The 21,733-nt window shown below is 73.0% G+C and carries 21 protein-coding genes and 1 pseudogene; 14 read left to right on the top strand and 8 right to left on the bottom strand.

From position 1 onward, the window contains the following. The first annotated feature begins 233 nt into the window (after positions 1-233). Positions 234-1,526 (top strand): GAF domain-containing protein, encoded by a 1,293-nt coding sequence (locus ACHZ99_RS15595; protein ID WP_420305166.1) that lies wholly within the window; start codon positions 234-236, stop codon positions 1,524-1,526. A 22-nt stretch (positions 1,527-1,548) separates the two neighbouring features. Here the strand turns inward: ACHZ99_RS15595 and ACHZ99_RS15590 are convergent. Beyond that, positions 1,549-1,911 (bottom strand): annotated as a pseudogene (locus ACHZ99_RS15590) (response regulator transcription factor); the annotation flags it as partial. An 8-nt stretch (positions 1,912-1,919) separates the two neighbouring features. Then, complete coding sequence (locus ACHZ99_RS15585; protein ID WP_420305165.1) at positions 1,920-2,522, bottom strand: ArsR/SmtB family transcription factor; 603 nt, start codon at positions 2,520-2,522, stop codon at positions 1,920-1,922. Positions 2,523-2,697: 175 nt separating this feature from the next. On the opposite strand from ACHZ99_RS15585, the gene ACHZ99_RS15580 reads away from it, so the two are divergent. Then, positions 2,698-3,891 carry a serine hydrolase domain-containing protein gene (locus ACHZ99_RS15580; protein WP_420305164.1) on the top strand — a complete coding sequence of 398 codons (1,194 nt, stop codon included), beginning with the start codon at positions 2,698-2,700 and terminating at the stop codon, positions 3,889-3,891. 83 nt (positions 3,892-3,974) lie between these two features. Here ACHZ99_RS15580 and ACHZ99_RS15575 read toward each other — a convergent pair whose 3' ends face one another. Both ACHZ99_RS15575 and ACHZ99_RS15570 read right to left on the bottom strand, forming a co-directional pair. Then, on the bottom strand, positions 3,975-4,412 hold the full coding sequence (locus ACHZ99_RS15575; RefSeq protein WP_420305163.1) for an ATP-binding protein: 438 nt from the start codon (positions 4,410-4,412) through the stop codon (positions 3,975-3,977). A gap of 99 nt (positions 4,413-4,511) precedes the next feature. After that, positions 4,512-5,723, bottom strand: a complete 1,212-nt coding sequence (locus tag ACHZ99_RS15570; protein ID WP_420305162.1) for a helix-turn-helix domain-containing protein — start codon at positions 5,721-5,723, stop codon at positions 4,512-4,514. Between the two features lie 67 nt (positions 5,724-5,790). Between ACHZ99_RS15570 and ACHZ99_RS15565 the strand changes: the two genes are divergently transcribed. Next, complete coding sequence (locus ACHZ99_RS15565; RefSeq protein ID WP_420305161.1) at positions 5,791-6,378, top strand: hypothetical protein; 588 nt, start codon at positions 5,791-5,793, stop codon at positions 6,376-6,378. Positions 6,379-6,565: 187 nt separating this feature from the next. Here the strand turns inward: ACHZ99_RS15565 and ACHZ99_RS15560 are convergent, their stop codons facing one another. From ACHZ99_RS15560 to ACHZ99_RS15550, 3 genes are all read right to left on the bottom strand, one after another. Then, positions 6,566-7,375, bottom strand: coding sequence for an ABC transporter ATP-binding protein (locus ACHZ99_RS15560; RefSeq protein WP_420305160.1), 810 nt, complete (start codon positions 7,373-7,375; stop codon positions 6,566-6,568). 3 nt (positions 7,376-7,378) lie between these two features. After that, on the bottom strand, positions 7,379-8,395 hold the full coding sequence (locus tag ACHZ99_RS15555; protein WP_420305159.1) for an ABC transporter substrate-binding protein: 1,017 nt from the start codon (positions 8,393-8,395) through the stop codon (positions 7,379-7,381). A gap of 112 nt (positions 8,396-8,507) precedes the next feature. After that, entirely contained in the window at positions 8,508-9,389 is an 882-nt protein-coding gene (locus tag ACHZ99_RS15550; RefSeq protein WP_420305158.1) for an ABC transporter permease, read from the bottom strand. Positions 9,390-9,712: 323 nt separating this feature from the next. Between ACHZ99_RS15550 and ACHZ99_RS15545 the strand changes: the two genes are divergently transcribed. From ACHZ99_RS15545 to ACHZ99_RS15495, 11 genes are all read left to right on the top strand, one after another. Beyond that, positions 9,713-10,273, top strand: coding sequence for a GNAT family N-acetyltransferase (locus ACHZ99_RS15545; RefSeq protein WP_420305157.1), 561 nt, complete (start codon positions 9,713-9,715; stop codon positions 10,271-10,273). A 94-nt stretch (positions 10,274-10,367) separates the two neighbouring features. Beyond that, entirely contained in the window at positions 10,368-10,451 is an 84-nt protein-coding gene (locus tag ACHZ99_RS15540) for a putative leader peptide (protein WP_367648462.1), read from the top strand. A gap of 168 nt (positions 10,452-10,619) precedes the next feature. Next, complete coding sequence (locus ACHZ99_RS15535) at positions 10,620-12,314, top strand: nitrite/sulfite reductase (RefSeq protein WP_420305156.1); 1,695 nt, start codon at positions 10,620-10,622, stop codon at positions 12,312-12,314. After that, positions 12,311-12,493 carry a hypothetical protein gene (locus tag ACHZ99_RS15530; RefSeq protein WP_420305155.1) on the top strand — a complete coding sequence of 61 codons (183 nt, stop codon included), beginning with the start codon at positions 12,311-12,313 and terminating at the stop codon, positions 12,491-12,493. The genes ACHZ99_RS15535 and ACHZ99_RS15530 overlap by 4 nt, the downstream gene beginning before the upstream one ends. Further along, a complete protein-coding gene (locus tag ACHZ99_RS15525) occupies positions 12,490-13,194 on the top strand; it encodes a phosphoadenylyl-sulfate reductase (RefSeq protein WP_420305154.1) in 705 nt (234 codons plus the stop codon). The genes ACHZ99_RS15530 and ACHZ99_RS15525 overlap by 4 nt, the downstream gene beginning before the upstream one ends. A 73-nt stretch (positions 13,195-13,267) precedes the next feature. Then, on the top strand, positions 13,268-14,023 hold the full coding sequence (locus ACHZ99_RS15520) for a sirohydrochlorin chelatase (protein ID WP_420305153.1): 756 nt from the start codon (positions 13,268-13,270) through the stop codon (positions 14,021-14,023). Positions 14,024-14,240: 217 nt separating this feature from the next. Further along, positions 14,241-15,359, top strand: a complete 1,119-nt coding sequence (locus ACHZ99_RS15515) for an ABC transporter substrate-binding protein (protein ID WP_420305152.1) — start codon at positions 14,241-14,243, stop codon at positions 15,357-15,359. A gap of 33 nt (positions 15,360-15,392) precedes the next feature. After that, positions 15,393-16,196 (top strand): ABC transporter ATP-binding protein, encoded by an 804-nt coding sequence (locus ACHZ99_RS15510; RefSeq protein ID WP_420305151.1) that lies wholly within the window; start codon positions 15,393-15,395, stop codon positions 16,194-16,196. Next, a complete protein-coding gene (locus tag ACHZ99_RS15505) occupies positions 16,183-17,097 on the top strand; it encodes an ABC transporter permease (RefSeq protein ID WP_420305150.1) in 915 nt (304 codons plus the stop codon). Before ACHZ99_RS15510 ends, ACHZ99_RS15505 begins: the two co-directional genes overlap by 14 nt. Before the next feature lie 236 nt (positions 17,098-17,333). Further along, a complete protein-coding gene (locus ACHZ99_RS15500; RefSeq protein WP_420305149.1) occupies positions 17,334-19,637 on the top strand; it encodes an MMPL family transporter in 2,304 nt (767 codons plus the stop codon). Next, positions 19,634-20,803 carry an alpha-hydroxy-acid oxidizing protein gene (locus ACHZ99_RS15495; protein WP_420305148.1) on the top strand — a complete coding sequence of 390 codons (1,170 nt, stop codon included), beginning with the start codon at positions 19,634-19,636 and terminating at the stop codon, positions 20,801-20,803. Before ACHZ99_RS15500 ends, ACHZ99_RS15495 begins: the two co-directional genes overlap by 4 nt. On the opposite strand, the gene ACHZ99_RS15490 is transcribed toward ACHZ99_RS15495, so the two are convergent. Next, positions 20,730-21,653: a bile acid:sodium symporter family protein gene (locus ACHZ99_RS15490; protein WP_420305147.1), complete on the bottom strand. Its 924-nt coding sequence runs from the start codon at positions 21,651-21,653 to the stop codon at positions 20,730-20,732. The two genes, ACHZ99_RS15495 and ACHZ99_RS15490, sit on opposite strands and share 74 nt — an antisense overlap. Between the last annotated feature and the right edge of the window lie 80 nt (positions 21,654-21,733).

Here is a 21,733-nt window from a genome sequence, read left to right as displayed (position 1 = left end):
TTCCGCTCACTACCCCACGCCACTCAACTCCCGCGCACGCGCGTGGGCAAAGGTTGCACAACGTTGCAGCGTGAAATTGCAGCGAACGATCGGTTTGGTCGAAGAGGTGGGCGCGGGGGCGAAGACGCGGGCACCATTGACCCCGGGCCCGGTGAACTGCCGGGCCGGCGGGGAGTGTTGTGCCGGAAACTGCGGATGCGGGCGGCGGGCGGGGGCCCCGGCAAAACGGCCGGGTGCGCGGCCCGCGGGGCGGCTGGCACCGGACACCGGGCGGCGCCGCCGGCGCGGGCGGCGGCCGGGCGGCCGAGGCGTACGCCGTCCCCTTCCCCGAGCCGCCGCCGGCCACGCCGGCCGCCGACGTACCGCGCGAGTTGATCGGGGAGTCGTGGCGCCGCGCGCGGGAGCGCGGCCTGGACCGCGAGGGCGGGCGGCCGCGGCGGCAGGTGGGCGTCGCGGAGCTGGAGTGGCGGCGCCGTACGGCGGGGGTCGGCGTCCTGCGCGAGGTGCTGCGGGACGGGCTGATCCCGGCCGAGGACACCGTGCCCGAGCACGTCGTCGTGGTCACCGACGCCGACGGCGTGGTGCTGTGGCGGGACGGGCAGAGCGCGATGCTCAAGGCCGTGGACCGGATCGGGCTGGCGGAGGGCGCGAGCTGGAGCGAGGACTCCGCCGGCACCAACGGCATCGGCACCGCGCTGGCGACCGGCCGCCCCGTCGGCGTCTACGGCGACGAGCACTTCCTGCGCACCTGCCGCCGGTGGAGCTGCGCCGCCGCCCCGCTGACCGACCCGCGCGACGGCCGGCTGCTGGGCGTGGTCAACGTGACCGGCCCGGCGCGGACGATGCCGACGATGTCGCTGGCGTTCGTCACCGCCGTCGGCCGGGTCGCGGAGGGCGAACTGCGGGACCGGCACTGGACGGCGATGGGCCGGCTGCGCGCGGTCGCGGCGCCCGTCCTGGCCCGTATCGGCGGCCGGGCGCTGGCCGTGGACGAGCACGGCTGGGCGGCGGCCGCCACCGGGATGGCGCCGCCGGAGCGGGTGGCGCTGCCGAAGTCGCCGCAGGCGGGCGCGTGCGTGCTGCCGGGGCTGGGGCGGTGCGCGCTGGAGCCGCTGCCGGGCGGCGGGTGGCTGGTCCGGGTCGAGCCGGAGGGCGCCGCGCCGCCGCCCACGGGGGTGGTGCTGGACCTGACCCGGCCGGCGGCGGCGAGCCTGTCGGTGCTGGGCGGCGCGGGCCGGTGGACGCAGCAGGTGAGCCCGCGGCACGCGGAGTTGCTGTACCTGCTGGCGGTGCACCGGGCCGGGCTCAGCGCCACGGCGCTGGCGGGCGCGCTGTTCGGCGACCCGGAGCGTACGGTGACGGTACGGGCCGAGGTGTCGCGGCTGCGCCGGAAGTTCGCCGGGCTGCTGGCCCACAGGCCGTATCGTTTCTGCGACGCGATCGACGTCCAGCTCCGCCTCCCCGCCCACCCCGCCGACCTGCTCCCCCACTCCCACGCCCCGGCGATCCTGGCCGCCCGCCACTGAGGCGGCGCGGGCGCCGTCCGCGTCAGACGGGCCCGGCGCGGAGGTAGGCGAGGACCGCGAGCACCCGGCGGTTGTCGCGGCCCGCGGGCGGGATGTCGAGTTTGGTGAAGATGGCGTTGATGTGCTTGGCGACCGCGCTGCGGCTGAGGACGAGCGCATCGGCGATGCCGCTGTTGGAGCGGCCCTCGGCCATCAGCGCCAGCACCTCCCGCTCCCGCGGTGTGATGCGGTCGAGGAGGCGGTCGTGACCCCGGCCCGGGGTCCGTGCCCTGGCCCGGGCCCGGTCCGTGCCGTGCTCCGCCAGCAGCCGGGCGAGGGCCTGCCGGAGCATCTCGGGGTCCTCGGCGATCAGGACCCGGGTCGCGCCCCCGTCCGCGGTGGGGCCCGCCATCGTCAGTCTTCTTCCCGGGCGGTGAGGACGCCGAGTCCGGTGGGCACGGCGTAGACGGCCGTGTGCACGGGATGCGCGCCGGGGTCCGGTGCGCCGCCGCGCTCGGCGTAGCGGTGGAGTACGGCGAGCAGCTCGGCGCGCAGCTCGCGGAGCTCCTCCGGGGTGAGCCGGAGCGGGGTGCTGGACATCGCGGAGACGTTGCGCCAGCGCTGCGGCAGCCGGTGGCGTCGGCGGATGAACTCCTCGACCACCCGGGCGTCCCGGGCCAGCATGGCCGCGGCGAAGGCGTCCGCCGCGTGGGTGGCCTCGGGCTCCTCGTCCGGGTCGTGGGTGTAGCCGAGGGCGATCTCGCGCAGCCGCCAGGGCCGGGCGCGGCCCTTGCCGCCGTGGGTCTCCTCGATGACGCCGTACTTTCCGAGCGTGCCGAGGTGGTACGAGCACACCTTCGCGGATAGCCCGAGCAGCTCCGCGGCCCGGCTCGCGGTCAGCGGGCCCTCCCGCTCCAGCAGGTAGAGCAGGTCGAGCCGGACCGGGTGCGCCAGCGCCCGCAGGGCGCGCGGGTCGGACCCCCCGCCTCCGTCGGAACCTTTCTTCTCAGAAGACATGTTCTGATAGTGCGGAGAGCGTGCGGCCCGCGTCAAGACTGCACAAATCTCCACCCCGGACGGGCAGAAGAGCTACCGACACGGCACCCGTCCGGCGGCCAGACTCGCTCACCAGAGCCGAGGAGGTCCCCGCATGCACTCACCGTCGTCCCCTCACCGTCACCGCCGTCGCGCCGTGGCCGGCGCCGGCCTGGCCGCCCTCGCCGCCGCCCCGGTGCCCTTCGCCGCGGCACGGGGCTCCGGCGCCGCCGGCACCGACGGCCCCGGCGGCGGCCCGCTGCGGCGCGAGGTGGAACGGGCCCGGGCCGACGGCAGTTTCGTCAGCCTCGTCGCCCACCTCCACCACGGCCGGCGCCGCGCCCGCGCCCGCTCCGGCGTCGCCGACCTGGAAACCGCCGAGCCGCCCCCGTACGACGGCCACGTCCGCGGCAACAGCATCACCAAGACGTTCATCGCCACGCTGGTCCTCGCCCTGGAGGCCGAGGGGCGCCTGACCCTGGACGACCCCGTGTCCCGCTGGCTGCCGGGCCTGATCACCGGCAACGGCTACGACGGCGACGCGATCACCCTGCGCCACCTGCTCCAGAACACCAGCGGGCTGCCCAACCACACCCAGCTCATCGACTTCGACCAGACCGGGGAGTCCTTCCGGCGCCACCGGTACCGCCACTACGCCCCCGCGGAACTGGTCGCCATGTCGCTGGCGGAGCCGCCCTCCTTCCCGCCGGCCGACCCGGACGACCCCGAGCCCGACTGGGAGTACTCCAACACCAACTTCGTCGTCGCCGGCATGGTCACCGAGGCGGTCACCGGCCACGGCTGGCGCCGGGAACTGCACCGCCGCGTCACCCGCCCCCTCGGCCTGCGCCACACCTACGCGCCCGCCGACGACCCGGCGCTGCCGCAGCCGCACGCGCGCACGTACAAGCGGTTCCCGGAGAGCCGCGCCGAGTGGACCGACACCACCGTACGGAACATGACCTTCTACGGCGCCTCGGGCGAGATCGTCACCACCCCCGGGGACCTGGCCCGCTTCACCACCGCCCTCCTCCGCGGCGACGTCCTGCCCCCACCCCAACTCCGCTCCATGCTGCGCTCGGTCCCCCTCACGGCCGACTACGCCCGGCTCATCCCCGGAGGCCGCTACGGCCTGGGCATCATCCGCCGCACCCTGCCCTCCGGCCGCCCCGTATGGACCCCGGCGGGCCAGGGCGCGGGCAGCGAGACGTACGCCTCCTGCACGGAGGACGGCCGCACGGCCGTCGTGGTCCACACCACCGGCACCGGCGACCCCGCCCAGATCACCCGCGGCATCGCGGCGACCCAGCGCCTGATGGACACAGTCCTGGACGATGCGCGCGGGCGGTAGAGGCGCCACCCGAACCGGCGTGGCCCACCCGGCGGCCGGGAGTACGGGGTGGTTCGGCCCACCATCGGTGGGCGATCTCGACCTCATCCCGCAGCTTGAGGAGCCGGACGGTCCCCATCCGTGATCACAGCCCACACGCACTTGCCGACCCCGCCGCGCTCCGCCACGCCCCACCGTGCCGACAGCTCATCCACCAGCGTCAGCCCGTAGCCTCCGGACTCGTCCGGCACCCGCGGCACCGGCAGTTCCCCGGAGGCGTCGTGCACCTCGATACGCACCCCGCCGTCCACCGGGACGAACCGGGTGTGGACCTCCCGCCCGGGCGGCACTCGTGCATGCACCACCGCGTTCGCCACCAGCTCCGACAGGACCGCCACCGCCGCGAACTCCAGCTCGGCCATCCCCCACCGCGCCAGCATCTTCCGCAACTGGGCCCGCGCCAGCCCGACACATCGCCGATGCCGGGTCCAGCTCCACTTCACCGGCTGCTGCAGCACGGACGTCGTCTGCTGTGTCGTCAACTCGGGCACGGTCCTCGCCTCGCCTCGGCTCTCGGAACACCCCGATGGTCGCGAAAGTGACGGTCGAGCCCCAGGGACGGAACGGCCTAGTTTCGCGCGCTAATCCCTGATCCCCAGGAACTCGACGATCTTTCGCAGCCCGGGCGGTGGGGACGGCAGGGCGCGGAGGTCATTGACAATGGCGACGGCCAGCGTGTGGTGCCGTATCCACGCCGGAGCGACGCGGCGCAGCCGTTCCAGTGCCGTTACGGCACCGGCCGCATCTCCCAGATCCGTGTAAGCGCGCGCCACATCCAGCAACAGCCAGGTGCGCCACGAGGGGGGCGTGTCCGCCGACAGCCGAAACCCGCGCGCAAGCTCAAGGGCCTCCTCGGGCCGCGCGTGCTGAACGGCCAACCGCACACGTTCGATACGTACTGACGAGCGGCTGAACACGGATACGAGCTTGCCGTTCTCAGGGGGCTTCAGGCGGTTGAGTCGCCGCGTCGCCTTCTCGGCGGCGCGCATCATCTCGTCCGCGGTGTCGTAGTCGCCGGAACGGGCCGCGCTGGTGGCCGCCGACATCAGCAGCCCGCCCCAGACACGCACGCCCTCGGCCGTGTCGTAATACTCCCGTTCAACCCCGTCAGCGGCATGAACGGCCAGGTGTTCCGCGTCGTCAAGCCGATTCTGGCGCTGGTAGTTCCACGCCACGCTGTTCGCGATCATGGGGGCCAACAGCGCGTCGGAGGACCGCGACGCGGCGTCCATGGCGCGTTCCAGGGCGGACAGTGCGAGATCCGTCTTACCCAGCCGGATGGCGAGATGCCCGCCGAGCTGGAGTGCCTTGCCGAGCGCGGCCTGTCCTGCCGCCCGATCGTCCGTGGAGCCAACGGCAGCGGCCAGCCGGGCATCCGTGATGATGCCCGGCAGAACATCCGTCAGGCGCCCGAACTCGGCGTCGTGGTACAGGGTCCAGCCATCTGCGAGTTCTCGCCGCAGCAGAGAAACAGACAGGTGCTCCACCGAGTCCGGCTCCGGGGGCGGTGCGAACAACGGCGGCATGATGGCACGGCGCACACCGACCAGTTGGGGCGGATCCGCTTCGCCGGTCGACGGGACGCCGGGCGGATCGCCGAGCAAGGCGGTCAGCTCGACCCCAAGTCCCTCCGCCAGCGCATGCAACATCGGGAGTCGTGCGCTGTGTTTTCGGTGCTGTTCGAGCTTCCGCACTACGTCGGCGGAGAGGCCGGAACGCGCCGCCAGCCCTTCCTGCGTCAGGTCGGCCAGCCGACGCAGCCGCGCCACCCGGTCACCAAGATGCTCGCCCATAGGCAGAGGCTACGCCTGCGGAGCAACGCGGCCACGAATTGTCAGAGCCGTCTGGCAGGCTGCGTCCGTGGAAGAGCTGATGGGAACCCAGAAACCGGTGCGCAGGATCCTCGCTCCCGAAGAGGCGATCGCCGCACTGGAACGCGTCGTCCCCGGGCTGGCGGAACTCCGTCGGCAGGATAAGGGCGTATTCGACTGGAGGACGGCCGAGGAAAAACTCGGTACGGGTCTGCCGTCCGACTTCAAGGCGCTCGCCGAGTGGTATCCGGCCTTCGAGCTGGACGACTTCCTGGGCGTGTTCACCCCCTGGCCGGGGGAGGAAGGCGAGTGGGCCGAGGCTCGGGACGAGGAGGCCCGGGACTCTTCGTACGACGCCGATCTGCGGCCCCCCGAGCTCGTCACGACCCATTTGATCTCCTGGGGGGAGTCGAAGGAGGGCGACCGATTCTTCTGGAGTGTGCTCGGGGACGATCCTGAGGACTGGCGGGTCACCGTCTGCTCCCGCAACGGCCCTTGGTGGCACTACGCGGGTGGGGTCGTCCAGTTTCTGACGGAGCTCTGCGACGGAGTACTCGAGCCCTGGGCGCTCCCTCCGGTCCGCCCCGAGGTCACCGGCTGGGGTGATGGGGAGGGCGGCTGGCAGGTTACCGTCTGAGACATCCCAGGCGAGGACGGGACGGCGCCGCCGCTGTGGCCGGTCCACCCCGGGGGCGCCGAGACCGGACGGGTGGCTCGCCGGCCGGGGCCCTCGTCGAGGCCCCGGCGGCTTGCTGGTGGACACGGACCGTCGTGACCGCCGACCGGGGATCCAGTGACCCGGCGATCCGTGCTCCGGGAAGGGGCTAGTGCGCGCCTCCCAGGAGGGTGCGGATGCGGGCGGCCAGGGTCTCGAACTCCGGGGCGGACATGACCTTCCCGTACTCGCGCGCCGCCGGCAGGTCCACCGGCATGGTCTCGACGATCCGGCCCGGGCGCGCGCTCATCACCTCCACCCGGGTGCCGAGGTAGACCGCCTCCGAGATGGAGTGGGTGACCAGCACGATGGTCGTGCCCGTCTCCCGCCAGATGCGGTTCAGTTCGACGTTGAGGTGCTCCCGCGTCAGGGCGTCCAGCGCGCCGAACGGCTCGTCGAGCAGCAGCACCGGCGGTTCGTGCAGCAGCGCCCGGCAGAGGGCGACGCGCTGCTGCATGCCGCCGGACAGCTCGTGCGGCAGGGCGTCCTCGAAGCCCGTCAGGCCCGTCAGCTCGATGAGCTCGTCGGCCCGGCGGGCCGCCGTGGCCTTGTCCATCCCGCGCATCTCGGCCTGGAGCAGGATGTTCTTCCGGGCCCCGCGCCACTGGAGCAGCGAGGCCCGCTGGAACGCGAAGCCGATGTTGCGCTGCGGGCCGGTGACCTGCCGGCCCAGCAGGCTGACCTGGCCCGTGGTGGGCAGCACCAGGCCCGCGATCATCTTCAGCAGGGTCGACTTGCCGCAGCCCGACGGGCCGAGGATGGAGACGAACTCACCGGGCTCGATCCGCATCGAGACCCCGTCGACCGCCGTGGTGCGACTGCGCTTCGTCGTGAAGGTGCACGTCACATCGCGGACGTCGATGCTTGCGGACGCCGCCGTGCCGTTCGCGGCGGCCTTGTTCTTTTCGAGCTGCGGCACTGCTCACCCCTTTGCGGCGTACGACGCGTCCCAGTAGGCGGCGGGCTCCTGGGCCTCCTTCAGCATCCCGCCGTCCGCCAGCAGATCGACAGTCTCCTGCCACGATTCCTCGGAGTTGACGCCGATGGCGCCGCCGTCGCCCTCCAGCAGCGGCAGCGTGTCCTTGAGCTGGTTGGCGAGGACGTTGTCCGGCGGCGGCTCGGTCGCGGCCTCGGACATGATCTTCACGGCCTCCTCCTGGTTGGCCTCGACCTCCTGCCACGACTTGGTGGTGGCCCGGACGAACGCCTTGGCCAGTTCGGGGTCCTCGGCCAGCAGCTTGTCCGAGGCGACGATGCCGGTGCCGAGGACGTTCATGCCGAAGTCGGAGAAGAGGATGTAGTCGACCGTCTCGCCGGTGGTGTTCTCGATGGTGGGGCCCTGGTCGTGGAAGAAGCCCATGATGGCGTCGACCTTGCCGGCGGCCAGCTGCGAGATCTTGTCCGCGGGCTGGACGTTGACGACCTTCACCTCCGAGGGGTCCACGTCGTTGGCTTCGAGCCAGCCGGGGAAGGTGGCGTACATCGCGTCGCCCGGCGTGCCGGCGACGGTCTTGCCCACCAGGTCGGCCGGTTCCTTGATCTCCTGGTCGGACATGAACTGCACGGAGGACGGGCCCTTCTGGAGGTACACCCCGAGGCTCTTGACCTCCATGCCCTCGTTGATGCCCGCCATCAGCGGCGGGGTGTCGGCCCAGCCGAAGTCGGTCTGGTTCTGCGCGACCTGCTGGATGGTGGCGCCGGAGCCGTTGCCCGGCTTGATCTCCAGGTCGATGCCCTCGTCGGCGTAGAAGCCCTTTTCCACGCCGTAGTAGAAGGGGGCGTGCTCCCCGTACGGCACCCAGTTGAGGGTCAGCGTGACCTTCTCGCCCTTCTCGTCGCCGGAGCCGCCCCCGCCGTCGTCGTCCGACGTGTCGGGGGCGCAGGCGGCGGCGGCGAGCAGCGCGCTCAGCAGGGTGAGGGTCGCCGCGGTGCGTTTCATGTGGTTTGCCTTCCTGGGTGGTCCGGTGGTCCGGTACTGCGGGATACGGGCCGCGGCGCCGTGGCGGCGGACCGGGCGGGCCGGGCGGTGCACGGGCCCGGGCCCGGGCGGTTCAGGTCGTCGCCATGGTCACGCTGGAGCCCTCCCGGCGGCTGGCGTGCCACGGGATGAGCAGGGATTCGGCGATCTCGATGACGACGAACAGCACCACGCCGATCGCCGACATGAGGATCAGGTCGGCGAACAGCAGCGCGGAGTTCAGGTTGCCGCTGGCGAGCAGCAGGATGTAGCCCAGTCCCTCGCTGGCGCCGACGAACTCGCCGACGACGGCGCCGACGACGGCGAGGGTCACCGCGACCTTCAGCCCGGCCATCAGCTGCGGCAGCGCGCCGGGGAAGCGCACCTTGACGAAGACGCTCCACCGGCTCGCCCCCATCGTCGCGGAGAGGTCGAGCAGTTCGGGGTCGGTGTCGCGCAGTCCGGCGACGCCGGAGACGACGACCGGGAAGAAGGCGATGAGCACCGCCAGGATGATCTTCGGGGACAGCCCGGTGCCGAACCACACGATGAGGATGGGCGCGATGGCGATCTTCGGGATGACCTGGGCGAAGAGGATGATCGGGTACAGGGAGCGCTCGGCCGTCCTGGAGTAGACGATGAGGACCGCGGCGGCGATGCCGATGGCGGCGGCCAGCAGGAAGCCGATGACCGTCTCGTAGAGCGTCACGTAGGTGTGCTCGGCCAGCATCGACCGGTCCTCCCACATGACCTCGAAGACGGAGCCGGGGGTGGGGACGAGGTAGCGCTCGACCATCTCCCGCGCGGTGACGAACCACCAGACGAGGCCGATCAGGGCGAGCACGATGAGGGGGCGCCACACGGCGGAGCCGAAGGCGGCCAGCTGGTTGCCGAGGCGCGCTCCGCGCCGCACCGTCCGCTCGGGGGCGGTCGGGACGGCGGCGGGCGTCTTGAGGTCGTCCTGTGCCGTTGTCACTCGCGATGCATCCAATCGAGGTTGAACAGGTGGCCGTCGCCGGGTGGTTCCTGCGGACGGGGAACGGTTCCCGGCCGCCGTCCGGGTGGGTGTCCGGCGCGGTGACCGTGGATGCTGCTCCGGGCGTCCGGCGGTCGTGCATCGAGGTGGTGCCGGGTGCTGCCTGGTGGTTCCTGGTGCGGTGCTCCGTCAGTGGCCAAGGCCACAGAAAGCGCTTGCCATAAGCTACGGGCGGCGCCCACCCGCGGGCAAGGGGTCGTGACGCAGATTCCTGCACCGCACCCGGGTCCGCAAGACGCCGCGCACCGTGGTCTGATTCCGGCATGGAGAGCACCGCCGTCACCACCTGGTCGCTGGAGCAGACCGCCGCCGCCGACCTCAGCCCGGCGGCCGAGCCCGCGGCCGTCGCGGCCGGCGAGCTGACCGTCGTACGCGCCGGGATCCCCTCGCCCGGGTTCAACCGCTACCTCTACGGGGCCGTCGGCGCCGACGTGTCGTGGACGGACCGGCTGGTGTGGGACGAGGAGCGGTGGCGCGCCTTCGTCGAGGAGCCGGGGACCGAGACCTGGGTGGCGTACGAGCGCGGGACGCCGGCCGGGTACCTGGAGCTCCAGGGGCAGCCGGACGGGGTGGTGGAGATCACGTACTTCGGGCTGCTGCCCGCCTTCCGCGGCCGGCGCATCGGCGGGCACCTGCTCTCCGTCGGCACGGCGCGCGCCTGGGACCTGGCCGGGCGCTGGCCCGGGCGGGCGGCGACGCGCCGGGTGTGGGTGCACACCTGCAACGACGACGGCCCGTACGCCCTGGACAACTACCGGCGCCGCGGCTTCCGGATCTTCGACGTACGCACCGAGGACACCCCCGCCGGCAGCGCACGGACGTAGGCACGTCAACCCCGCGGTCCATATAGCAAGACCGTACTGTCCGCATGGCGGATTACTGTGGACGGCTCCCCGCACCCCGTGCCACGCTCTCTCCATGGATCGAGCTGGAGTCGCCCTGGTGAGTCGGCGTCACGTCGATCTCGGCCGCATGTCCAGCGCCATCTGTCCGGCGGGCTGAAAGTCACAGCACCGCCGACCTCCCGCCGCCACCCAGCCGTCCCCACCGTCGCGGACGCTCGCGCGCGCCCCTGTCACACCGCCCTGCCGGAGAACCGTTTGCGCAGGTCACACCGGGTCATGCGCAATTCCGGCCGGCTCCCTCGCTTGCCTTAAGGACACTCCTGTCATGGCTAACTCCTCCACGCGCCCCACCGCGGCCGGGCGCCGCAAGGCCGGCCGCCACCGCGGCGAAGGCCAGTGGGCCGCCGGCCACTTCACGCCGCTCAACGCCAACGAGCAGGTCAAGAAGGACGACGACGGTCTCAATGTGCGGACACGTATTGAGACGATCTACTCCAAGCGCGGCTTCGACTCCATCGACCCCGCCGACCTGCGCGGGCGGATGCGCTGGTGGGGGCTGTACACCCAGCGCAAGCCCGGCATCGACGGCGGCAAGACCGCGGTCCTGGAGCCGCACGAGCTGGACGACGAGCACTTCATGATGCGCGTCCGCGTCGACGGCGGCCGGCTGACGGTCACCCAGCTGCGGACGATCGGCGAGATCTCCCAGGAGTTCGCCCGGGGCACCGCCGACATCACCGACCGGCAGAACATCCAGCTGCACTGGATCCGGATCGAGGACGTCCCGGAGATCTGGCGCCGGCTGGAGTCGGTGGGCCTGTCCACCACCGAGGCGTGCGGCGACGTCCCGCGCGTCGTCCTCGGCTCCCCGGTCGCCGGCATCGCCGCCGACGAGATCATCGACGGCACCCCGGCGCTGGAGGAGATCCAGCGGCGCGTCGTGGGCAACCCGGCGTACTCGAACCTCCCCCGGAAGTTCAAGGGCGCGGTCTCCGGCTCCCCGCTGCTCGACATCGTGCACGAGATCAACGACGTCGCCTTCGTCGGCGTCGAGCACCCGGAGCTGGGCCCCGGCTTCGACGTGTGGGTCGGCGGCGGGCTGTCCACCAACCCCAAGCTGGGGGTACGGATCGGCGCCTGGGCGTCGCTGGAGGACGTGCCGGACGTCTTCGAGGGCGTCGTGGGGATCTTCCGCGACTACGGCTACCGCCGGCTGCGCAACCGGGCCCGGCTGAAGTACCTGCTCGCGGACTGGGGGCCGGAAAAGTTCCGCCAGGTCCTCCAGGACGAATACCTGCTGCGCACGCTCGCCGACGGCCCCGCGCCCGCGCAGCCGGCGCAGCGCTGGCGCGACCACATCGGGGTGCACCGGCAGCGGGACGGGCGCTACTACGTCGGCTTCGCCGCCCGCGTCGGCCGCGTCGACGGCGGCACGCTGACGAAGGTCGCGGAGCTGGCGGCGGAGCACGGCTCCGACCGGCTCCGTACCACCGTCGAGCAGAAGATGCTCATCCTGGACGTCGAGGAGGACCGGGTCGGGCCGCTGCGCGAGGCGCTGGCGGCGCTGGACCTCCAGGTCGAGCCGTCGGCGTTCCGGCGCGGCACGATGGCCTGCACCGGCATCGAGTTCTGCAAGCTGGCGATCGTCGAGACGAAGGCCCGCGGCGCGGCGCTCGTCGACGAGCTGGAGCGGCGGCTGCCCGCGTTCGACGAGCCGATCACCATCAACGTCAACGGCTGCCCGAACTCCTGCGCCCGTATCCAGGTGGCGGACATCGGCCTCAAGGGGCAGCTGGTCACCGACGAGAACGGCGAGCAGGTCGAGGGCTACCAGGTCCACCTCGGCGGCGGCCTCGGCCTGGACCCCGGCTTCGGCCGCAAGGTCCGCGGCCTGAAGGTCACCGCGGCGCAGCTCCCCGACTACGTCGAGCGCCTGCTGACCCGCTACGCCGCCGGCCGCGCGGACGGCGAGCGGTTCGCCCAGTGGGCCGCCCGCGCCGGCGAGGAGGACCTCACGTGAGCGGGCGGGCGGCGCCCTTCTACTGCCCGTACTGCGGCGACGAGGACCTGCGTCCTTCCGAATCCGGGCACGGCTCCTGGGAGTGCCGGGCCTGCAATCGCGCTTTCAAGCTCTCGTTCCTCGGACTGCTGGCCGACGGCCTGCGCTCCGACAGCGATGGAGGGAACCACCACCGATGACGGTCATCGAAGACGCGGATACGGATACCGCGGCGCTCGCCGAGCGGGCCGGCCGGGAGCTGGAGGACGCCCCGGCGCTTACGATCGTGCGCTGGGCCGCGGACACCTTCGGCGAGCGCTTCTGTGTCACCTCGTCGATGCAGGACATGGTCGTCGCGCACCTGGCGTCCCGGGTCCTGCCGGGCGTGGACGTCCTGTTCCTCGACACCGGCTACCACTTCCCCGAGACCATAGGCACCCGCGACGCCGTCGCCGCCGTGATGGACGTGAACGTCGTCTCGCTCACCCCCCGGCAGACCGTCGCGGAGCAGGACGCCGAGTACGGCCCCCGGCTGTACGAGCGCAACCCGGACCTGTGCTGCGCGCTGCGCAAGATGCAGCCGCTGGAGGACGGCCTCGCCGCGTACGACGCCTGGGCCACCGGCCTGCGCCGCGACGAGTCGCCGACGCGCGCGGACACGCCGGTCGTCGGCTGGGACGCCAAGCGGCGCAAGGTGAAGGTCTCGCCGATCGCCCGCTGGTCGGAGGCGGACGTGCAGCGTTACGTGGCCGAGCACGGCGTGCTCACCAACCCGCTGCTGGCCGACGGCTACCCCTCCATCGGCTGCGCGCCCTGCACCCGCCGGGTCGCGCCCGGCGAGGACGCCCGCGCGGGCCGCTGGGCGGGCTTCGCCAAGACCGAGTGCGGCATCAACGTCTGAGCCCCGGCGCCGCGGCGACGGCCGCGGCGCCGCCCAACCGTCCCCCAACCGGACCGTCCTAGCGTTGCGAGCCATGCATCCCGTACTGCTGATCGTCGCCCACGGCAGCCGCGACCCGCGGCACGCCGCCACCGTCGCCGCGCTCGCGGCGCGGGTGGCGGCGGCGCGGCCGCACGCGCGGGTGGAGACCTGCTATCTGGACCACTGCGCCCCGCGCGTGCCGCGGGCGCTGCGGCGGCTGCACGACGAGGGCGTACGGGACGTCGTCGCGCTGCCGCTGCTGCTGGCCCGCGCCTTCCACGCCAAGTCCGACATCCCCGCCGCGCTGGACGAGGTACGGGCCGCGCTGCCGCGGCTGCGGGTGGCGCAGGGCGGCGTGCTGGGCCCGGACGCGCTGCTGACGGCGGCGCTGGACCGCCGGATGGCGGCGGCCTGGCCGTACCCGCCCGCCGACCGGGCCCGCACGGGTGTCGTGCTGGCCGCGGCGGGCTCCTCGGACCCGGAGGCGATCGCGAGCGTCGCAGAGACCGCGCGGGAGTGGCGGCGTACCGCGGGATGGTGCGCCGTGCGGCCCGCGTTCGCCTCCGCGGCCCCACCCCGCACGGCGGACGCCGTCCGCGCCCTGCGCGCGGACGGCGCCGAGCGGGTGGCGGTCGCCCCGTACGTCATCGCCCCGGGCTTCCTGCCGGACCGCATCGTGCGCGGGGCGCGGGAGGCGCGGGCGGACGTGCTCGCGCCGGTGCTGGGCGCGGCGCCGGAGCTGGCGGAGCTGCTGGCCCGGCGGTACGACGAGGCCCGCGCGACGGCGCCGCTGCCGCTGTCCGCGTAGCGGGGCGCGGCCCGCCCGGCCGGGCGGGCCCCGGGCGGCTCTCCCCCGCCACAGCGGTCACCCCGTACCGAAGTACCGGCCGAATCCCGGCGGGTTCGTCCCACTCCGCAAGAACCCCCTTGACCCGAACGCCCCGTCCGGAGTATTCCTACTAAATCAATAGGGATACTCGGAAAGACAACCCCGGGTCCGCGAACACCCCGAGAGGAACCCTCCCGTGTCTGCACCACGCCGCCGCCGCGCGGCCCTGCGCCTGCTCGCCGCCACCGCCGCCCTCCCCCTGCTCGCCCTGACCGCCTGCGGCTACGGGTCCGAGAGCGACGACGACGGCGACGACGCGGCCCCCGCCGCCCGGGGCGAGAAGATCGGGGGTCTCGACGAGATCAGGCTCGGCTTCTTTCCCAACGTCACGCACGCCACGCCGCTGGCCGGCCTCGACGACGCCGGCCCCCTCACCGCGGAACTCGCGGGCACCCGGGTGAAGCCGCAGGTCTTCAACGCCGGGCCGGCGGCCGTCGAGGCGCTCAACGCCGGTTCGGTCGACATGACCTGGCTCGGCCCCTCCCCCGCACTCAACGGCTTCACGCAGGCGGACGGCCGGAACCTGCGCATCGTCTCCGGCGCCACCTCCGGCGGCGCCTCCCTGGTGGTCGACCCCGACAAGATCACGTCCACGGACGACCTCGGGGGCAAGCGGATCGCCACCCCCTCGCTCGGCAACACCCAGGACGTAGCGCTGCTGAACTACCTCGCCGCCGAGGGCTTCGAGGTCGACCCGCGGTCCGGCGAGGGCGAGGTCTCCGTGATCCGGCAGGACAACAAGGAGATCCCGACCTCCTTCCAGCAGGGCAGCCTCGACGGCGCGTGGGTGCCGGAGCCCACCGCCTCCACCGTCGTGGCCAAGGGCGGCCGGGTCCTCGTCGACGAGCGGGACCTGTGGGACGGCGGGAAGTTCGTCACCACGCACCTCGCCGTGTCCCAGTCGTTCCTCGAAGAGCACCCGGACGTGGTCGAGGCCGTGGTCCGCGGCTCGGTGAAGACCAATGCCTGGATCAACGAGCACCCCGACGAGGCCAAGGCGCGCATCAACGACGCGCTGGCGGAGTACGGCGGCAAGGAGCTGCCCGAGGACGTGCTCGCCTCGGCCTTCGAGGCGATCGAGGCGACCGACGACCCGCTCGCCGCCACCCTGCGCGAGCAGGCCGAGCACAGCGTCGCCTCCGGCCTGCTCGACAAGGTCAGGACGGACGGCATCTACGACCTGTCCCTCCTCAACAAGGTCCTCGAAGCCGAAGGCCGGCCCGCGATCGACGACGCCGGCCTCGGCGTCGAGTAGCCCTGCCCGCCCCGCCTGAGGAAGGTGCCCGACATGTCCACCCTCACCACCGGCGAGTCCCCCGCCGGCCCCGCGCCGGCCGGAGACGGGCCCGCGGCCCGCATCACGCACGTATCCAAGTCCTTCGGCCGCCCCGGCGAGAGCATCGAGGTCCTCGACGACATCACCGTCGACGTCGCGCCGGGCGAGTTCGTCACGCTGCTCGGCGCGTCCGGGTGCGGCAAGTCCACCCTGCTCAACCTGGTCGCCGGCCTCGACGCCCCGTCCGCCGGGACCGTCGGGGTGCGCGGCGGGCAGCGCCCGGCGCTGATGTTCCAGGAGCACGCGCTGTTCCCGTGGCTGACCGCGGGCCGGAACGTCGAACTGGCGCTGCGGATGCGCGGCCTGCCCCGGGCCGAGCGCCGCGCCGAGGCGGAGCGGCTGCTCGCGCTCGTCCGGCTGTCCGGCGCGTACGGCAAGCGGGTGCACGAGCTGTCCGGCGGCATGCGCCAGCGCGTCGCGCTGGCGCGCTCGCTCGCGCAGGACAGCAGGCTGCTGCTGATGGACGAGCCGTTCGCCGCGCTCGACGCCATCACCCGCGACGTCCTGCACGGCGAACTGACCCGCATCTGGGCGGAGACGAAGGTCGCGGTGCTCTTCGTCACCCACAACGTGCGCGAAGCCGTCAAGCTCGCCGAGCGCGTCATCCTCCTGACCTCCCGCCCCGGGCGCATCGCCCGCGAGTGGACCGTCGGGATCCCGCAGCCGCGCCGGATCGAGGACGCCGCGGTGGCCGACCTGTCGCGGGAGATCACCGAAGAGCTGCGGGAGGAGATCCGCCGCCATGGCAAGCACTGAGAGCCGGGCCGGCGAGGCCCCCGGAGGCCGGGAGGACGGCGGCCTCGACGGGCTCGAAGCCGGCCTCGACGCCCTCGACGCCGTCGGCACCCGCGCCGCCGCGCGCGCCCCGCTGGGCCGGGCGCTGCTCCAGCGGGTGCTGCCGCCCATCGTCGCGATCGCCCTCGTGCTGGCCGGCTGGCAGCTGCTGTACGTGCTGGAGGTCAAGCCCGACTACCAGCTGCCGGGCCCCGCCCAGGTCTGGGACGCAGCTGCCGACCAGTGGTACGAGGGCACGCTCTTCGGGACGATCTGGACGAGCCTGTCCCGCGGCGCGCTCGGCTTCCTCCTCGCCATCGCCCTCGGCACCCCGCTCGGACTGGTCGTCGCCAAGGTGCCGTTCGTGCGCGCCGCGATCGGCCCGATCCTCACCGGGCTGCAGTCCCTGCCCTCGGTGGCCTGGGTGCCCGCGGCGATCATCTGGTTCGGCCTCACCCCGTCGATGATCTACGCGGTGGTGCTGCTCGGCGCCGTCCCGTCGATCGCCAACGGGCTGGTCTCCGGCATCGGCCAGATCCCGCCGCTGTACCTGCGCGCCGGCCGGGTCCTCGGCGCCACCGGCCTGCACGGCGTACGGCACGTGCTGCTGCCGGCGGCGCTGCCCGGCTACCTCGCCGGGCTCAAGCAGGGCTGGGCGTTCTCCTGGCGGTCGCTGATGGCCGCGGAGATCATCGCCACCTCCCCCGATCTCGGGGTGGGCCTCGGGCAGCTGCTGGAGACCGGCCGCGGCTATCAGGACATGGCGCTCGTGCTCAACGCGATCCTGCTGATCCTGGTCGTCGGCGTCGCCATCGAACTGCTGGTCTTCGGGCCGCTGGAGCGCCGGGTGCTGCGCAACCGGGGGCTGCTCCTCACCCGCTGAGCCCGCGCGCCGCGCACGGGCGCGGCCGCCCCTCGGGCCCCGGGGGCGGCCGGGCCCGGGGTGATGCGTGTAAGGGACATGACTCCTCCGCGGTGGGGTTATCCCCCCTTCTTCCGGTGGAGCTGAGCACCGCCCGGTTCACCAGCCAGCACGATGGGGACCGGGCCCGCGCTTCCCTAGCGTCGTATCGGCAGGTGGGGGCAGTGTGCCGCCGCCGCGCACGAGGGAGAACGACGATGGGGGCACCGAGGGCTCCGAGGCACACCGGGCGGCGGCAGGGCGTCGCCGCCGCCGTGGGCGGCTGGAGCGTGACCCACCGCTGGGCCGCGGTGGGGATTTGGGTGTTGTTCGTGGTGCTGGCGACCGTCGCCGGCTCCGCGGCCGGCCGGGCGGAGGTCAGCGACAGCGAGGAGGTCCCGGGCGAGACCGGGCGGGCCGCGGAGATCCTTGAGGACGCGGGGGTGGACGAGCCGGTCGGGGAGAGCGTGCTCGTCCAGTCGCCGGACGGCGCGCTGAAGGCGTCGGCCGGCGAGTTCCGCACGGCGGTCGAGGACGTCGTACGGGCCGTTGAGGGCACCGGCGAGGTGGCGGACGTCGTCTCGCCGTACGACAGCGACACGATCTCCGGGGACGGGCGCTCCGCGCTGGTGCAGTTCCGGATGAAGGGCGACCCCGAGACCGCGGCGGACCGGGTGGAGCCGGTGACCGACGCGGTCGCCGGGGTCCAGGAGAAGCACGAGCCGTCGGGGCTGCTGGTCGAGGAGATCGGCGGCGCCAGCATGGAGAAGACCTTCGACGACGCGTTCGGCGAGGACTTCAAGAAGGCGGAGTACTCGGCGGTGCCGATCGCGTTCGGCATCCTGCTGATCGTCTTCGGCGCGTTCGTGGCCGCGCTGCTGCCGGTGGTCCTCGCGCTGACCGCGATCGTGGCGACGGTGGGCCTGATGGGGGTGGTCAGCCACGTGCAGCCGATGAGCGACGTCGCCGACTCGGTGATGCTGCTGGTGGGGCTGGCCGTCGGCGTCGACTACTGCCTGTTCTACCTGCGCCGCGAGCGCGAGGAGCGGGCCAAGGGCCGGGACGCGCGGACCGCGCTGGAGATCGCCGCCGCCACCTCCGGGCGGGCGGTGCTGGTCTCCGGCGTCACGGTCATCGTCGCGATGTCCGGCATGCTCTTCACCGGTCTTGCGGACTTCGAGGCGATGGGCGTGGCGTCGCTGATGGTGGTGGCGGTGGCCATGGTCGGCTCGGTCACCGTGCTGCCGGCGATGCTGTCGCTGCTCGGCGAGCGGGTCGAGAAGGGCCGGGTGCCGTTCCTGGCCCGGCTGAAGCGGGGCCGTACCAACGCCGGCGGCGAGAGCCGGGTGTGGCGGGCCGTGCTGACGCGGGTGCTGCGCCGCCCGAAGGCCGCGGTGATCGTGGCGACGGGCGCGCTGGCGGCGATCGCGCTGCCGGCCGTCGGGATGAACACCGCGAACCTCACGCTGGACCAGGAGTTCGGCGACTCGCTGCCGATCGTGCAGACCTACGACCGGATCAACGAGGCGTTCCCCGGCGGCTCCGACCCCGCCGAGGTGGTGGTCAGGGCCGACGACATCAGCGCGCCCGAGGTCCGCAAGGCCATCGCCGACTTCGAGGAGCAGGCGCTCGGCACGGGCGCGTCGAAGGGCCCGATCGACATCCAGGTCCACGACGACGCGAACGTGGCCATCATCGACGTGCCGCTCGTCGGCGGCTCCGACCAGGACGAGGCGGAGAAGAGCCTCGCGCTGCTGCGGGACGAGATCCGGCCCGCGACGCTGGAGGCGGTGGACGGCGTCGAGGCGCCGGTCGGCGGCCAGGTGGCCGGCAGCAAGGACTTCAACGACCAGCTCGTCGGCGCGGTGGTGCCGGTCTTCCTCTTCGTGGTGGCCTTCGCCTTCCTGCTGATGCTGATGGCCTTCCGGTCGCTGACGATCGCGGTCACCTCGATCCTGCTCAACCTGCTGTCGGTGGGCGCGGCGTACGGCGTGCTGACCATGGTCTTCCAGCACGGCTGGGGCGCCGGCCTGGTGGGCGCCGAGGGCGTCGGGGCGATCGTCGCCTGGCTGCCGCTGTTCCTCTTCGTCATCCTCTTCGGGCTGAGCATGGACTACCACGTGTTCGTGGTCTCCCGGATCAAGGAGGCGCGGGCGCAGGGGCGGAACACCGCGGACGCCATCTCGCACGGGGTGATCACCACCGCGGGCGTGGTGACCAGCGCGGCCGTCATCATGGTCGCGGTGTTCTCGATCTTCGGCACGCTGTCGATGCAGTCCATGAAGCAGATGGGCGTGGGCCTGGCCACGGCGGTGCTGATCGACGCGACGATCATCCGCGGCGTGCTGCTGCCCGCGGTGATGTCGCTGCTCGGCGAGCGCAACTGGCACTTCCCGAAGGCACTGCGCTGGCTGCCCGACCTGGAGCACGACGAGCCGCACGAGCCGCAGCCGGTACCGACGGGTAGCGCTTGGCCGCCGGTTCCCGCAGACTCTCCCCTGATCGAAGGGAGCCGCCGATGACCCTGCCGTTCGGCAACTACCAGAGCGAGATCTACCTGAACGGCCTGGCCGACAAGGTGCCGCCGTTCACCACCGACCTCACCGCGCTGGAGCAGTCCGCGCGCGAGCGGCTGGCGGACGGTCCGTTCTGGTACGTCGCGGGCGCGGCCGGCTCGGGCGCCACCGCCCGGGCCAACCGGGAGGCGTTCGACCGGGTCCGCCTCGTCCCGCGCATGCTGAGCGGCGCCACCGAGCGGAGCCTGGCCACCACGGTGCTGGGCTCCGCCCTCCCCGCGCCCGTGCTGCTGGCGCCCGTCGGGGCGCAGTCGATCCTGCACCCCGACGGGGAGCTGGCCACGGCCCGCGCCGCCGCCGCCCTCGACGTGCCGATGGTGATGTCCACGGCCTCCTCGTACTCGATCGAGGAGGTCGCCCGGGCGGGCGGCGCGGGCCCGCGCTGGTACCAGCTGTACTGGCCGAACGACGACGAGGTGTGCGCCAGCATCCTGGCGCGCGCCCGCGCCGCGGGCTTCACCGCCCTCGTCGTCACCCTCGACACCTGGACGCTGGCCTGGCGCCCGCACGACCTCGACGCCGCGTACCTGCCGTTCATCCGCGGCGTCGGCACCGCCGTCCCCTTCTCCGACCCGGCGTTCCGCGCCGGTCTCGCGCGGCCGCCGGAGGAGGACCTGGGGGCGGCGGTGCTGCGCTGGGTGCCGATGTTCACCGGCACGGACCGGACGTGGGACCGGCTGCCGTTCCTGCGGAAGCACTGGGACGGGCCGATCCTGCTCAAGGGCATCCAGCACGTCGACGACGCCCGCCGGGCCGCCGCCGCGGGCATGGACGGCATCGTCGTCTCCAACCACGGCGGCCGGCAGGTCGACGGCGCCGTCGCCGCCCTCGACGTGCTGCCGGAGGTCGCGGCGGCGGTCGGCGACCGGCTCGAAGTGCTCTTCGACTCGGGCGTACGCACCGGGGCCGACGTGCTCAAGGCCCTCGCGCTGGGCGCGCGTGCGGTGCTGTACGGCAGGCCGTACGCCTACGGGCTCGCCCACGGCGGCGAGGAGGGCGTCGCGCACGTGCTGCGCAGCCTGCTCGCCGACCTCGACCTCACCCTGGGACTGTCGGGTCACCGCTCGACGGGCGGGCTGGGACCGGACGACGTGCGGCGCGCTCCGGGCTGACCGCGCGCAGCGCGTAGCCGGCGGAGGTGGCGGCGACGTAGCTGAGGACGGCGTACACCGCGCCGGGCATGGCCATCTCGGTGCTGTCCAGCAGCGTGGGGCTGATCGCGATGGTCATGGCGAGGCCCACGTTGTGCATCCCGATCTCGAAGCAGCACGCGACGGCCTGCGGGTGCGCGGCGCGCACCAGCCGGGTGGCGCCGTAGCCGACGGCCAGCGAGAGCAGGGTGAACAGGAACGTGATCGGCCCGAGGTCGACGAACGAGTCGGTGATCCGGTCCCGCTCGGCGACGGCCACGCCGACGATCACCAGGAAGAGGCCGAACAGCGACGCCACCCGGACCGGCCGGTCGATGCGCTCCCGGACGCGCGGGGCGCGGGCCCGGGTCAGCATGCCGAGGCCGACCGGGATCAGCACGATCGCGAAGACCTGGAGGATCTTGTCGTAGTTCAGGCCGAGGGAGTCGCGGCCGACGTCGAAGTACTCCAGGGAGAAGTTGACGATCAGCGGCAGGGAGAACAGCGACAGCCCGGAGTTGACGGCGGTGAGCGTGATGTTGAGGGCGACGTCGCCGCCGAAGAGCCGGCTGTAGTAGTTGGCGATGGCGCCGCCGGGCGAGGCGGCCAGCAGCATCATCCCCACCGCGTACGCGGGCGCCAGGTCGAAGGCCAGCACCAGCCCGAAGCAGGCGGCGGGCAGCAGCAGCACCTGGCAGACCAGCGCCGCGGCGACGGCGCGCGGGTGGTGCCGCACCCGCCGGAAGTCGGCCAGGGTGAGGCCGAGGCCGAGGCCGTACATGATGACGGCGAGGACGATGGGCATCATCACGGTCGTTACCGGGGAGTCCACGCGCCCCAGCCTGGTGGGTGGCGCGGCGCGCTGTCCATGCCGGAATGGTCTCGGTTAATTCGATGGCGCCCGCGCCGACG

The organism is Streptomyces sp. MAR4 CNX-425 (genome assembly GCF_048656465.1).
Taxonomy (GTDB): domain Bacteria; phylum Actinomycetota; class Actinomycetes; order Streptomycetales; family Streptomycetaceae; genus Streptomyces.
The sequence above is the reverse complement of the archived record's forward strand: the minus strand, read 5'-3'. Positions and strand labels throughout refer to the sequence as shown.

What these genes read in the sequence shown, in the direction of transcription:
- ACHZ99_RS15535 (WP_420305156.1), top strand. Translation starts at nt 10,620, where the DNA reads ATGGCTAACTCCTCCACGCGCCCCACCGCGGCCGGGCGCCGCAAGGCC.
- ACHZ99_RS15495 (WP_420305148.1), top strand. Translation starts at nt 19,634, where the DNA reads ATGACCCTGCCGTTCGGCAACTACCAGAGCGAGATCTACCTGAACGGC.
- ACHZ99_RS15545 (WP_420305157.1), top strand. Translation starts at nt 9,713, where the DNA reads ATGGAGAGCACCGCCGTCACCACCTGGTCGCTGGAGCAGACCGCCGCC.
- ACHZ99_RS15540 (WP_367648462.1), top strand. Translation starts at nt 10,368, where the DNA reads ATGGATCGAGCTGGAGTCGCCCTGGTGAGTCGGCGTCACGTCGATCTC.
- ACHZ99_RS15510 (WP_420305151.1), top strand. Translation starts at nt 15,393, where the DNA reads ATGTCCACCCTCACCACCGGCGAGTCCCCCGCCGGCCCCGCGCCGGCC.
- ACHZ99_RS15555 (WP_420305159.1), bottom strand. Translation starts at nt 8,395, where the DNA reads ATGAAACGCACCGCGGCGACCCTCACCCTGCTGAGCGCGCTGCTCGCC.
- ACHZ99_RS15570 (WP_420305162.1), bottom strand. Translation starts at nt 5,723, where the DNA reads ATGGGCGAGCATCTTGGTGACCGGGTGGCGCGGCTGCGTCGGCTGGCC.
- ACHZ99_RS15520 (WP_420305153.1), top strand. Translation starts at nt 13,268, where the DNA reads ATGCATCCCGTACTGCTGATCGTCGCCCACGGCAGCCGCGACCCGCGG.
- ACHZ99_RS15505 (WP_420305150.1), top strand. Translation starts at nt 16,183, where the DNA reads ATGGCAAGCACTGAGAGCCGGGCCGGCGAGGCCCCCGGAGGCCGGGAG.
- ACHZ99_RS15500 (WP_420305149.1), top strand. Translation starts at nt 17,334, where the DNA reads ATGGGGGCACCGAGGGCTCCGAGGCACACCGGGCGGCGGCAGGGCGTC.
- ACHZ99_RS15585 (WP_420305165.1), bottom strand. Translation starts at nt 2,522, where the DNA reads ATGTCTTCTGAGAAGAAAGGTTCCGACGGAGGCGGGGGGTCCGACCCG.
- ACHZ99_RS15525 (WP_420305154.1), top strand. Translation starts at nt 12,490, where the DNA reads ATGACGGTCATCGAAGACGCGGATACGGATACCGCGGCGCTCGCCGAG.